Below are 14548 nucleotides of genomic sequence, written 5' to 3'. Positions count from 1 at the left end.
ACTTGCACTATATATACTTATAATAGTATTATTTTAATATAATGTGAGGAGGCTGAATGTTATTATGGATGATTTGAATTTTGAAAAACTAAAAGAACACAAGCAGCATGGAGAAAATATGCTTCCTATCGCGCTTTATACTGTAACTCATTATGAAACAGGTCAAATTTTACCCTATCATTGGCATAATGAACTGGAATTCATTTACTTGTCAAATGGTGAGGCAGTTTTTACCATTGATAACGAAGTGTTTACCGTGCAAGCTGGAGAATGTATCTTTGTAAACGGTGGGCAGATTCACTCTGGTTTTTCGAAAACCACTGATTGTGCTTATTTTTCAGTAGTTTTTAATACAGAACTGCTTACCCATTCTTTTGATGCCTGCCGTGAATATTTTGACGGTATCAAAATGGGCAAATTAAAAATCTGTACACATTTTAAGTCTGTAGCCCCTTCTCAAAACAAAATTATTTGTGAAATCAAAGTTATTATAGAAGAATTAACAGCTAAAAATATAGGCTATGAATTAGCCCTCAAAAGTAAATTATTATCTATTTTTAATATTTTATTTAGAGAAAATCTCTATACCTTGATGTCAGAAAATCATAACAGTCCTTTGCAATCTAAAAAATATCATACACTCAAAAAAATAATGGGCTATATTTATCAAAATTATGACAAAAAAATAAAGCTTACAGATATTGGCGCGTCTGTAAGCTTTACGCCTCAATACCTTTGCAAATTCTTTAAAGAAATGACTGATACAAGCATTGCCGTCTATATCAATCACTACCGTATAGAAGCAGCAAGTGCACTCCTCAAGACCAGCACCCTCAGTATTACCGATATAGCACTTGAATGTGGCTTTGATAATCTCAGTTATTTTAATAGAGTCTTCAAAAAACAAATGGAATGTACACCTACTGTTTTTAGGTTAAGGCATACGTTATATAAATAGGACGTTTTATTCTAGTATTATATTTAACTGTTATACTGCTGGGTATCATTCTAGATTATCTAAGATTTTTCATAGTATATAATAGGAATTTTTATTAAACATAAAAAATCCTAAAAATATTTCCCTTTCTGTAAGCTTGTGAAAGCTAAGGGAGATAATCTATTTAAACTTCTAATCTATTTTAATTTTAAACACTACCAGACATCACTTTTAACTGTACTGGTCAGAATGTTCAGTCCATTCGCATCACGGCTCCATTTTGGTTCTTCATCAACCGGCTGTAAACATAGGAATAAAATTTTTATACCCAAAGTACTTATGAGGGCCGTACTTTTCAATATGATGCTCAAATTCTTTACTTCCTTATATATACATATCCCTGGAATACCATTCACTATCAAAAGCCTGCATACTGTAAACTCCCCAGTGTATAAATATTCCAAACTTAGTATTACGATACCATTTAGGTGTCTGATAGTTACCTAGAGAATCCCAATTATCTGTAAATAGCCCTCTGTCTACAACTTCTTGAATTTCTTTTAAATATTCTTCCTTTCTCATCATTAACCTCCCCAAATAATTAGTTCATTATAATAAACCTATGTTCTAATAATTAATCTGAATTATAGTTGATAAATTTAGTAATTAAAATAGATATAGATATCTGCCTTTATTTATTCCGTATTCTTTTTATCCAAATATTAGATGCTTTATCTGCCCTACTTCAAGGCTTCATTGGAAAGTATAGCAAAAAACAGAGTTCTAAGAGAGTGATAAAATCTATAATCTCTTAGAACTCTGTTTAAATTCTATCCCTTAAAATTCAATAAACAAAACTATTCAATACTAAGTGCTACTTCTTTCGTAGCAGCATTAAATTCTACTTTCATTCCTAAGATTCTAGCTATATGTGCTATTGGAAGAACTGTTCTGCCGTCTTTAATCTGTGGCGCTACATCTATTTCTACTTTCACACCATTTACAACCGCATATAATTGACCAACTACAAGGTTAATTTCTTTATCAGCTGTTTTGATTAAGATGGCTTTATTTTTAGCATCCCATATAATATTTTTGCTATCTACATTAAGTAGCGTAGCTATATCTCTTATCCCTGCCATTGTACGACCATTTTCAATATATGGTTTTACAGATAATGTAAGTTTTTCTCCAGCTCTAGATGCTAGACCACTAGTTAATGAGATTGCAACTGATGTTGGTGTTGGTGTTGGTACTGGTGTTGGTACTGGTGTTGGTACTGGTGTTGGTGTTGGTTTTGTGGTACTTCCTCCACCTCCATTTCCACCTTGACTTTGTCTTGAAGTAGTGACTGATTTTGAAGGTCCGTTTGTACTCCAGTTACCTGCTGCATCTCCTGCCTCAACTCTAAATGTATAGGCAGTATCCTGTGTTAATCCTGTTACATGATAACTTAGTACATTTCCTGCTACTGTCGCTAGTAAATCTGTTCCTTTGTATATCTTGTAGCCAGTTACGTCTGTATTATCCTGTGCTGCTGTCCATGTTAATGTAAGTCCTGTTGTTGATACACCAGATGCTGCCAAGTCACTTCCCTGCGGCCATGTTGGTGTAATTGTGTCCTCTGCTGGCGTTGTGTGCTCTTCTAATGTTGTAATTGTTATTGCTGGTCCAGTTGTGGTCCAGTTACCTGCTGCATCTCCTGCATTAATCATAAATGTATAATCAGTATCTTGTATTAATCCTGTAACATTATAATTTAATACATTTCCAGCAACTGTTGTTAGTATATCTGTTCCTTTGTATATCTTGTAGCCGTTTACTCCTGTATCATCCTGTGCTGCCGTCCATGTTAATGTAAGTCCTGTTGTTGATACATCTGATGCTGCCAGCTCACTTCCCTGCGGCCATGCGGGCGCAGTTGTGTCCTCTGTTGGCGTTGTGTGATCTTCTAATGTTGTAATGGTTATTGCAGGTCCCGTTGTGGTCCAGTTACCTACCGCATCTCCTGCCTCAACTAAAAATGTATAAGCAGTATCTGGTATTAACCCTGAAACATGATAACTTAATACGTTTCCATCCACTGATGTTAGTATATCTGTTTCTTTATATATCCTATAATCAGTTACTCCTGTATCATCCTGTGCTGCTGTCCATGTTAATGTAAGGCCTGTGCTTGATACATTGGATGCTGTCAGAGTACTTTCCTGTGGCCATGTTGGTGCAGTTGTGTCCTCTGTAACCTTTGCTATGACAATTTTGTAAGTCAGCTCTACTTCGCCATCCTCGGAAGTTACGACAACGTATAAAGAATTCTGACCCACATTCAGCGGGTAGGTAACGCTGTCGCCTGTTACGGTGGCATTTTCGTTTTCCGCTATCGCGGAAATTGTAATAGTATCTACATCCGAACCCACTTCCGCGGTATAGTTGAATACGTCGGGTGAGAAGTTCGGGGTTAATGTGCCAGAGCTTACACTCAGGCTTTTTAATGTCGCGTCGTCGGAGCCAACCGGCGCTTTTTTGGAATACTTATCAGCCATAAACACCTGTATCGACATTATTTCCGCCGGGGACAGTGCGCGGTCGTAAACAAGGACTTCCGCTAATTGGCCCTTAAAAGGCGCCGGGTTGGAAGCTGAGACTGTTCCGCCAATGTTTAAATCGGTCAGGTTCCTCATTATCGGCGTGTTCTTGTCTGTAGCAGTACTCTTTTGTATGCCATTTTCATAAAGTATATGCGTACCGGCGTCAAATACAAACGCGTCCGTTACCAACGCGGTGGGCTTCGTGCGCAAAAAGCTTGACGACTGCGATGTGGCGTTGTTCGCGGTTATGCCGCTTCCCAAACGCATATTAACCTTTGTTGCCCCGGGGCCGAAGTATGTGCCGCCCCAACCTCCGGATTCACCCATCCAAACCGCCGACCCTTGGTCGCCGTTAGAATTCGGTTCGCTTTCCGGCAAGGCCACAGTTATAACCGTTAATCCCAGTTTGTTGTTATAATCTTTAAAAGCGGTACTTTTCAGGGAAATAGGTCCAGCAATCGCCGTTCCGTCAAAGTTTACGTACTTATAACCCTTATCGCTGTCGGTCATAAGTTTAGGCTGGAAATTCACCGCGCTAGGAGTGAAAGCCGCGCTTGCGGTAGCTCCCGTTGTCACCTGGTTTACCCAGGAGGTAACCACGCCATCGCTATCGGCGGTAACTCCCTTGTCCGCCATCAGCCATAAATCCAAACCTTCTTGAGGAACACCGGAGAGCACTTTCGTGACCTTTATTTTATAGGTGTTCGTTATCCCCGACACCGTGTCGGTAACAATAACCTGTAGTTCAGTGTCGGTGCCGGTCAAGTTTTGCGAACCGTCACCCGTAACGGTTGTTCCCGCCATGCCCGTCGCGATAATTTCAACCGCGCTTGTGTCTACGTCAACGGAAACGGTATATTCCTTAATTTTCGGGTTAAATTCCGGTATGAGTTTCCCCGGATTTATGGACAAATCCGCAAGTTTCGGCTTTACGCCGATCAATGCCAGCTCGCCCCATTCCGCGGAGGAATTATACCCGTTAGCTACCGGGTCGCTCCACGTAGTTTGCCCAGTACGGTTACCTTCGGGAGTCGTGGCATCGTTAATCTGCACATCAAAACCGATGACTTGCCCGTCGGAAAAACCACCGCTCCTTGACGGTATAGATAAAAAGATACTATATCCTGTTTCAGTCAGCATCTTGCTGGAGGTTACCCCGTCATGGCTAGTTTTAGCTGCATAAGCTCCGCCTCCGGGTACGGTTACGCGGTATTGATTGCCTTGAGTACCATTGTAACTTCCTTTGAAGTTCATCTCGCTCAGGTAAACTTCTACGGAGTCCTGCAGATATGCGGCACTGTTAGCGAAGTTAATATCGTCATCCGTAACATCCACGCGGACATATAGTTTATCATCGCCCCAAAGAAGTTTGGCTTCGCCTATCGCGGGCTCCCTGCCGACTTTCGTATTTTGGGCTACCTTGTTTACTTCAAGCTTAGTCGCATTGTCCCACGCCTCATTAGTCCACAAATTGGTGTCATCGAATTTAATCTGGTCGACAATCTCCCTGACTCCGTCTAGAACCGTAACACGCGCGTCGGAAGAGGAATCGGACGATCCTATTTTCGCCACATGCAGCGCGTATACGCCCGGAGTAATGGGAGCTTTGATTGTTGTTGACGAGCCTGCGGCCCAGCCGCGGGTCGGCCAATCTTTTTGGATGTCCGGCAGGGAACTGTCTCCGCTTCCGGCAATCCACAGGTCAACGTCATCGTTTAATCCTATGTCGTTTAGCTTTATTTCCGCGCCAGACCCAACGGAAATATGCTTGGTAAGCAATTTGTTGGCGTCCGTAACATAGGTGGTGAAAGTATAATTAAACGTTTCTTGTGTTTGCTTGTTTCTTAATGATAACGTCCAAGTTCCTTTCGTTCCGATTACATGGGAGTCTTTAATGGTTTTGCCGTTCAGCCTTAAGTTATCATAATATTCTTCGTCTATCTCAAGTACTAACGGGTTAACAGCGGATACTTTATATTCTTCCCCGTCCTTAATATTTAAGTGGACGGAAATAGGCCTTCCGGAAATAACTATATCAAACTGGGATACTTCCACAGTCTCATTCGCCCGCCTGATATACATGGTATATGTACCCTCATTCAACGGTATATCCATGGACTTGGCATTCCCGGCCGACTTTGTCATAGTTTCGCCTTCAACAAAGGTGGTCGTACCCCGCGGCGCTATCCAAACCTCGTCCGTGTCACTCAACAGACCCCTGCGGTGATGCTGCATACCCGGCCTGTACTGCACGCGTGACGCCAATTCGTAGTCCACCGCCGACAGAACCGATTCCTGTACCATCCAAACATACTCGTCCGTAAGACCGGAGTTCAGCACTACGTCGTGGCCCATCTGCGGCCATGTTCTATCCGGAATGACAGTTAAATCGAGAGTGGTTCTGGGGGCTTCCGTGCCGAACAGGTTTGGTCTGTCAGAAAAGCCCTGATATACATTCATATCGCTTTTTCTGGCAAAATCGTTGAACTCGTATACGCTTCTGCTTATTTGCTGTATAACGTTCCCCGTAAAATTAATGAATCTGCTTCCTTCATCCGGATGAAAGCCGTTCACCCAGCCGGTAGTATGCTTACCTTCGCGCGACCCGTTCAAGAAATTGTAATTCATTTCGGAAGAATCGATCCAGCCTTCCTTGCCCTGTGTTGAAAGGGTGTAAATACCGCCGGCATCGTCCACATTATTAACGTAATTTTCCATGCGGTTGTAGCTCGCCTTGTTGTTAAAGGATGTGTTGGTAGGTTTTCCGGGCAATTGTGACCCGGAACTTCCGTCGAAGTTCCACCAACCCCATCCTATCATTAGAGGGCTACAAGGTACGTCGAAGAAGAAGTTGTTCAAAACCTGAAGGTTTTGGGTAAAGAAAGCCATAAAGTTGTTGTTGGCAAAGAACATATAACCGACTCTGTAAAAATAATTATTTGTAACGAAAATATTTTTTGGGACAGATTCCGTTCCGAATGCAAATTTTTCCTTGTCTATGCCCGCCCTTAAGCCGGTGCCGCCTACCACAAGATCGGGGGTGTCGTTCTCAAAAAGGTGATGAGGATGCCCCACTGCAATACCGGCATGGCCCACGCGGTTAATGGAATTGCCTGTAACCTCGCATTCCGAAACATCGTTTTCCAAATGGATGCCGTTGGCGCCCGTAAAGCTGATCGAGCCGTCCAAAAAGCGTATATTTTTCGCTTTGTTAACGGTTATCGCGGAGGGAACGACATCATAGGAACGGTACATATCGTTGTGCCAGTTGCCGTTTGCCATAGCGATCATCATGGTGCCGGTCTGAACTGTGGAATAACCGTAGGATTCTCCCATTTTATACAGATTCCAGTCGGCGTAGTTGAACGCAAGACCGCTGAAGGTTAATTTTCTCACATAATTGTCAGTGCCTGTTTCGCCAGTTATGTCAACCATATGGACAAGTTGCGGGATTATTACCTCCGCGGACTCCATGCTTTCGCCTGCAAGCGGGATGTAGTAAAGGGTACTATTGGCTTGATCAAAATAGAAGTCCCCAGCTTTTCCCAAATGCTCAAATACGTTGTAGATTACATGGGTGTTGGTACGGCTGTAGGAGGTTCCCCAATCCATGGTCTGTGCCAAAGCGTTATAGGGCATTTGTAAATGCGCAATGGTGCGGGTGGCGTCTGCGGGGTCAACCTCAGTTTTTGCCACGCAAGCTAAAGGCCATACCCATTTCGCGCTTACCTTCGCGCTGAATTCTATGTTCTGCGCGTTTCGTGTGTTCGGAGGCAAATCGATTGCACGTAATTTTGTTCCTCCGATAACATTCAAGCGGTTCATCCATATCCAAGGCTGGTTACGAATGATATGGGCGGTTTCGTTTGTAGCGTGTTCTCCGGCTACATAAAATTCCTCGTGCTTGTATTGCGCTTCTCCCGTGGCGTAAAAGCTGTACCTTGGGATGTTGTCGGTATTGTTGACAGGAGTTACGCCAGTCTTTACCGTCATGTTGGCGCGTTCGCCGTTAACATAGATAGCGCGCAATTTCGCATCGCGGTTCAAGGTGGTTTTGTAGGCCGTCAAACCTCCGGTAAGCCAGGTCACATCATTAGCAGTCTCCCAAGTACCCGTAAGCTTCTTGCCGCCGCTGATTACGGGTTTTGCGCCAGGGGCCGCCTGGTAGTAAATCGTGCAGTTTTCGTTGCCGGAATCCTGCGGGCCGAATTTAACGGTTTCGGTCATCTCATAAAAACCGTCGGCGAATTCCACTACTATATCTCCTGTTTTTGGCAGGGAGCGAACCGCTTCTTTTGCCCGCTTAAGGCTTTTGAACGGATTTTGCTTCGAACCGTTTCCGGTTGTGTCATCTCCGTTCGGAGATACGTAAATGTCGGGAGACTTAGTGCTGCGGTGAGCGTCGCCCACCATCGTTTCTCTTTTCAGCTTCGCCAAATCATTCACTTCCGCCAGTGCCAATATCTCCGGCTCCGTCGCGAAAGCTGCTGTGGGGAACATTGTTAATAGCATTATTACTGCCATTAAGAAGCTCCCACCTCTTTTTAACCTTTTTTTCATTTGGTTACCCCTTTCTAATTACAATATTTTTATGTTTAAAATCCATTTTGCTGTCTCCTCTTATAATACAAGGTATCTCTTCCCTCCTTTTACATCCATTTTTTATCACGCTTTTAATATCAACCCTTCACTGCTCCTGAGGTCATCCCTGCAACTATGTATTTTTGTCCTAGAAGATAAACTATAATAACAGGTAAACTTGTAAGAACAATATCTGCAGATACGAGGTTCCAGTCTTTAAAGTACATTCCAAAGAAATTATACACTGCTAGTGTCATAGGCCATTTGGCTGAACTATTCAAAAAATAGAGAGGAATTATAAACTCATTCCAAGTATTAAGAAAAGTAAGAACTATAGTTGTTACTAAAACAGGTTTTAAAAGAGGTAGAATAATCTTAAAAAACAGTTTCAGTGGTGTACAACCATCAATAATGCCTGCTTCGTCTAAATCAACTGGTATCTTTCCAATAAATCCATAAATAAGAAAAATTGTAAAAGGTGTCTGCACGGCTGCATAAAGTAAGATGATACCTATTGTAGAGTTCATAAGTTGCATTGACTGCATGACCTTCATGAGTGTTACAAAGTTAATTGGCATGGCTATTCCCAGCACTATAAAAATATAGATAAACTTATTAAGTTTATTTCTATTTCTTGAAAGAACATAAGCGCACATAGCTGAAAGGCCTGTACATAACAAAACACTTCCTACAGAATAAATGGTACTATTCACGAAAGATTGTATCAATTTCCCTTTCTCAATAACTATACTAAAATTACTCCACTGAATAGGCATTTGCGGAAATGCAAGCGACATTTCAGATGCCAAAAGACTGGTCTTTAAAGCATTAAATAGAATGAGGATTAACGGAGCAACCAGGATAAGAGATAGAGTCCAAGCCACTAGATTTATTGAAATTAGATTGAATATTTTTTTATTTTCCATTATTCAATCACCTCATCTTTAGTCATAAACTTAATCATAAAGTAACCTATAATAACCATAAAGACGAACATTACTGTTGAAAGCGTAGTTCCAACTGCATATTTCCCTAATCCGAATTCTTTAAAAACGCCAGTATATAAGACTTCTGTGGCATAACCTGGTCCACCATTTGTAAGCGCGTAAACCATATCAAATACCTTTAATCCATAGATGACATTAAGTACAGTAGTTGTTGTTAGGGTAGGGAGCAGAAGCGGAAAGGTAATAAATCTAAACTTTTGCCATGCACTAGCTCCATCTATATCCCCTGCTTCGTAGTAAGTAGTAGATATAGACATGAGTCCTGCAATTAGAATTGTCATGATATAGCCTGTTCCCTTCCAAATATCTACTGCCATAACCGAGTTAAAAGCAATTGCAGGATCTACAAGCCAAGGCTTTGCTAAAAACTCTAATCCCATGTTGCGTAAGGTTGTATTAAGTAGTCCAATTTGTGGATTTAAAATAGATTTAAAAATCATGCCCACAATAAGTGTAGAAAGTACAGAGGGCATGAACATAATGCCACGATGAAAGTTAAGTGCTTTAATGTTTTTAGTAAGAAGGACTGCAAATGCTAGGCCTAATACGTTTTTCCAAACGGTCGTAACAACTGTAAACCAAATGGTGTTACCCATATATTTAAGGTAATTTTCACTAGCGGAAAAAATCGTTCTAAAATTCTTCAAGCCTACAAAATTAACTTCATCTGAATAAGATGACCAATCTGTAAAAGAATATCCTATCCCCATAAGTGACGGAATAACAAAAAGCATCAAGTAAAGAACGAGTGCTCCAAAAATGAAATAAGTGGGATAGACCTTATTTTTTTGCATATAATAACCTGCTTTCTGTGATATATTGATATGATATAATTACAGCCTCGCAGCTTAGGCTATTAGGCTGTAATTAAAATCATCTGTCTATGTTAGAATTTAATTCCAGGCTGCGTCTTTTGCTGCTACTGCCTGTTCTTCTCTTTTCTTATCAATATTTTTAAGAACTGTTTCAGGTGTCATATCCCCAACTAACATAGCAGTTAAATCTTTTCCTATATCCATCCACTGTGGATTAAGATATTTAATAGCTACTTGATATACTGCACCTTGTTCTGGATATCTGTTATAAAATTCTTTAATCGTTTCAGTATATTTATCTTGTACACCTTGGAAAGGAAGCTTATTGTATTTTGGCACATTATCTATCATATACTGAAGGTTTTCTGGTCTTGCCAAAAATTCAAGATATTTTTTTGCAGCTTCTGCATTTTTAGAACCTGAATAAACAAATCTTGAAGGTCCGCAAGGATTCACATTTAAAGTTTGATTATCTGCAAGCGGTATAACAAAATAACCTATATCATCTGCACTAAAATTAGGGTCTACTGCATTAACTTCTGCGCCAAAACCTTGATTAGCTACAAACATAGCATATTTGCCACTTGCTATATTCTTAGGCGCATCTGAATAGGTGTTAGACATATAGTTATCACCCCAGTAACCAAGCTCAGCCATTTCTTTGATTTGACTAAGTACTTTGTTCATGGTTTCATTCTCAGCAAATTTCGCTGTATTCATATTAAGCTTTTCAGCAAGCCCTGGTGCTGCTTTTTCATAGACTGGACCTATTTCTGGATACCACAGTACATGATGCCATCCATCTGATATACATTCATAAATAGGCGTAATCCCTTCAGCTTTAATCTTTTCACAAATTGCTTTAAATTGATCATAATTTGTTGGAATCTCAAGACTTAGGTCTGTAAATATTTTTTTGTTATAGGCAATGCCCCATACACTTGAAGTGTCTGCTGTAGGTTGTCCATAAAGTTTGCCGTTTACAGATAATTCTTTAGCTACTAACGGATCCACTGTACTTGCCCACGCTTCACCCGAAAGATCCAAAGCTGTTTTTTCTACGTTAATCTGAGTTTGTATATCAGTACTGCCGCTTTGAGCTCCAAATATATCTGCACATTCTCCAGCATTAAGTTTCGTTAATAAAAGATTAGTGTATTGATCAGAAGGAATAATTTGATAATCAATTTTAATGCCTGTCTCCTCTGTAAACTTTTCTCCCAGTTTCATCTCCGCATCATAAACCCAGTCTTGACCTGCCATATAAGAAATCGTTACGTCCTGCTTTGCGTTTGCTTCCGATACTTCTTTAGTTGTGTCTGCTGCTGGTGGTGTTGGTGCTGCCTCTTTTCCTCCTGCACATGCAGTCATACTAGTAAGCATTACTCCTGCTAATACTGCTCCAAATATTTTTTTCATTTTTACCCTCCTCATTATTTTACAAATTCATTTTTACCATTTACATATTGTTGACAATATCATTTTTAACAAATATAATGAACTTGCTTTTATATCCTTATTATATTTTTTTATACATTTAGTTTACATAGCTATTTCTATCATGTAATATGTATATTTTTAACCATTTTACAAAAGTCTTATAGTTACAATTAACAACATCTCAGTTGTGAAGCTTTATATCAATATAGAATTATTTATGATTAGATAATTCCCTTTCTCTAGAGTGTTCATTTAATAACAGGAGGTCGTTTATTATGTATGAAGATCTTGTTTTTTCTGTGATTGTGGTGGATGATGAAAAACTTATCTTAAAAAATATTGTTAGAAACATTGAAGAGACCGACAGCCATTTTAAAGTGGTTGCTACTGCTCGTAATGGTGCCGAAGCCTTAGAGTTAGTTAAAAAACATACGCCGCATATTGTATTCACAGATATTCGAATGCCTGTTATAGATGGCCTTCAGCTTTCTTCTGAAATCCATCAAAAATTCCCTTCTATAAAAAAAGTTATTATAAGTGGCTACGACGACTTTAACTATGCTAAAAGTGCATTAAAATACAATGTAGATGATTATCTTCTTAAACCTATTAATAATGATGAACTAAAAACTTTACTGCTCTCACTTAAACAAAGTCTTCTGACAGAACTTAACGACTCTTCTTTACTGCCTAATTCAACACAGCAGACTCCAAAAGAAATAGTTATGCTGGTACAGCAATTTATGCATACTAATTATAAGTCACCTATTGATCTTAATACTTTGTCTGCACAGTTTGGATTTTCATCTTCTTACCTCACTAAAATTTTTATTAAATATACAAATACATCTCCGCTTAAATATCTTACCGATTATCGCATAACTATTGCCAAGCAACTCCTAATCAATCCTGAACTTTCAATCAAATCTGTGGCAGAACTTTGCGGCTACCCAGACCCTTTTCATTTTAGCCGAATTTTTAAAAAAGCAACTGGGGAGAGTCCCGCTAATTATAGAATCACTTATAGAAACAGTCAATTTAATCAACATCGAAAGTCTGAATTGTAGCATTCAAATTTTCCATTGCAAAAGTAAGCCTGTTAGATAAATCATACAAATTTTCAACAACTGTTTTCTGCTCTTCACTTAATGCACTGACTTCTTGTGTAGAAGCTGCTGATTCTTGGGTAACAATAGCAATATTATCAATTTTATTAACCATTTCTTCTTTTAAAGTACGCATACTTTTAACCTTATCATTAACTTGTTCAAGGTCTAAATCCATATGCTTTAAAATATCAATAATACTATAAAATATTTCATACACTTGTTTAACGGCTTCTTCCTGACTTGCAAAGGTTTCCCTTGATTTTTCAACTAGGTTAACCGTATCCTTTGTCTTAGCCTCAATATTATTAAGGGTTCTTCTAACGCCGACAGTAGCACTTTTAGATTGTTCTGCTAAATTTCTAACTTCATGAGCAACAACAGCAAACCCTTTTCCTACTGCTCCCGCTCTTGCGGCCTCAATACTTGCATTCAGGGCAAGCAGGTTTGTTTGTCCACTTATACCATCTACTAATTTCATAATGTCTTCAATACTTTTTGTTAACCCACTTAACTCTATAATACTTTTATGAATCTGAGCTGAGGCCAAAATAGAGGATTTCATAGTTACACTTAAAAACTGCATGCTGCTTGTAGCTACTTGAATCATTTCTTTTGCTCCTTGATTATTTTCAAAGATGGTATTTGTTTTATGCATGACATCCTGCATACTATCAGATAAGTTTGTCATAACCACAGAGCTTTCCTGTGCATCTTCAGCCTGATGGTTTGTTCCCTCTGCGATGCCATTTATGGACATACTCAATTGCTCAAAGGTTTCAACAGACTGCTCCGTGGAATTTCGCAGTATCTTGCTTTCTTCTAAGGTCTCTATAATGACATGTTTTGTATCTTTCAATAGTCCACGAATATTTTTAATCATGTGATTAAAACTTGTACAGAGTCTGGCAATTTCATCATTTCCTTTGGCAGGCATTTGAACAGTAAGATCGCCTTCTTCGGCACGTTTCATAAGTGTCATAAGATTAATAATTGGATTTGAAAAACTGTTGGATACTAATGAGCCTACAAGAATTGCAAGCGCTCCTATAACAAAAATAAGAATCCATATGATAACGGTAGAAGCATCTAACTGACTGGTTAAAGATCTTACAGGAATTTCAGCTATAATATGCCAGTCATTTGGCAGCAGGGAATATGTAATAAGTGTCTTAGCCGTACTTGTTGTACCAAATTCTTTTTCTTTATCGATTTCACTCCATATTGCTTGGTCAACCGTTTTAACCTTAGGGTCCTTGTTATAAATCATGTTGCCAGCGTTGTCAGTTATATAAAGATTAGCGCCATCTAAAAGCTCAATAGTTTCTAGGTTATTTATAAAAGCTTGAGCATTTACCGAAACAACCACGACACATTTATCGTTTTCAGATAGGGCCTCGATATTTTTGATAAAGAAAATATCATCTTCTAATGTGCCTAATCCCTTTTGCCACATAGCCCCATTTTTTGATTCAATAAATTGAACGTTTGCTAGATCTTCTTCATTAAATTTATCTGTCCCCCCCATGAGTTTGCCATCTGCCAACATAAGTGTAGCGCTTTTAATATTTTTACCCATTGAGCCTAAAAAAAGAAGACTTTGCTGAATATCATGAGCTGCGGTGAATTTTTCTAAGGCGTCCCCCGAAATATATTTCGTAAGTAGTTTCTTTTGAACTAAGTCAACAACAGCAAACTGAGTAACATTTATTTCTACTTCACTAATATAAGCATTTACATTGACAGAAATTTGCCGAACAAGTTCAGAAGTGAGCTTTTCACTTGTTTTACGTAGTGCCTGTTTTGATACAGAAGAAGATATAACATTAACTAAAAGTAAGGGGATAATTGCAAATAATATACAAATTGTAACAAGTTTTCGTTTAATAGAAGCTGAACCTCTTTTTTTAAGATAAAAACTCCCAATTGACCACTTCTGAGTAAACTTTGGTGTTGAAAATTTCTTCTGCGATAATTTTTTTTTAAGCTTCCTAGCCATAGATACACCCCTTAATAAAGTTGCTTGAATTTTGTTTCATATTAGTTAGACTTTACTACCTCATGCCATTTTAAA

8 protein-coding genes are annotated in these 14548 nt (G+C 39.2%); 2 read left to right on the top strand and 6 right to left on the bottom strand.

The genetic code is table 11. The features are described from left to right. Nucleotides 1-64: 64 nt before the first annotated feature. Nucleotides 65-958, top strand: a complete 894-nt coding sequence (locus tag BN3326_RS16800; RefSeq protein ID WP_070000418.1) for an AraC family transcriptional regulator — start codon at nt 65-67, stop codon at nt 956-958. 363 nt (nt 959-1321) lie between these two features. Here the strand turns inward: BN3326_RS16800 and BN3326_RS16795 are convergent, their stop codons facing one another. The 5 genes from BN3326_RS16795 to BN3326_RS16775 all read right to left on the bottom strand — a co-directional run bounded on the left by BN3326_RS16795 (nt 1322) and on the right by BN3326_RS16775 (nt 11347). After that, on the bottom strand, nt 1322-1519 hold the full coding sequence (locus tag BN3326_RS16795; protein WP_070000417.1) for an alpha-L-fucosidase: 198 nt from the start codon (nt 1517-1519) through the stop codon (nt 1322-1324). Between the two features lie 275 nt (nt 1520-1794). Further along, nucleotides 1795-8085 carry a sugar-binding protein gene (locus tag BN3326_RS16790; RefSeq protein WP_070000416.1) on the bottom strand — a complete coding sequence of 2097 codons (6291 nt, stop codon included), beginning with the start codon at nt 8083-8085 and terminating at the stop codon, nt 1795-1797. 119 nt (nt 8086-8204) lie between these two features. Then, nucleotides 8205-9032, bottom strand: a complete 828-nt coding sequence (locus tag BN3326_RS16785) for a carbohydrate ABC transporter permease (RefSeq protein WP_070000415.1) — start codon at nt 9030-9032, stop codon at nt 8205-8207. Continuing rightward, nucleotides 9032-9907 carry a carbohydrate ABC transporter permease gene (locus tag BN3326_RS16780; protein WP_070000414.1) on the bottom strand — a complete coding sequence of 292 codons (876 nt, stop codon included), beginning with the start codon at nt 9905-9907 and terminating at the stop codon, nt 9032-9034. Before BN3326_RS16780 ends, BN3326_RS16785 begins: the two co-directional genes overlap by 1 nt. Nucleotides 9908-10006: 99 nt before the next feature. Continuing rightward, entirely contained in the window at nt 10007-11347 is a 1341-nt protein-coding gene (locus BN3326_RS16775) for an ABC transporter substrate-binding protein (RefSeq protein ID WP_242876020.1), read from the bottom strand. Between the two features lie 296 nt (nt 11348-11643). Here BN3326_RS16775 and BN3326_RS16770 point away from each other — a divergent pair, with 296 nt between their 5' ends. Continuing rightward, nucleotides 11644-12435, top strand: coding sequence for a response regulator transcription factor (locus BN3326_RS16770; protein ID WP_070000412.1), 792 nt, complete (start codon nt 11644-11646; stop codon nt 12433-12435). Here the strand turns inward: BN3326_RS16770 and BN3326_RS16765 are convergent. Beyond that, nucleotides 12407-14473, bottom strand: a complete 2067-nt coding sequence (locus BN3326_RS16765; RefSeq protein WP_070000411.1) for a methyl-accepting chemotaxis protein — start codon at nt 14471-14473, stop codon at nt 12407-12409. The two genes, BN3326_RS16770 and BN3326_RS16765, sit on opposite strands and share 29 nt — an antisense overlap. Nucleotides 14474-14548: the final 75 nt, after the last annotated feature.

The organism is Cellulosilyticum sp. I15G10I2, assembly GCF_900095725.1.
In the GTDB taxonomy this organism is placed as follows: domain Bacteria; phylum Bacillota; class Clostridia; order Lachnospirales; family Cellulosilyticaceae; genus FMMP01.
This window is presented reverse-complemented; position numbering and strand designations above follow the sequence as displayed.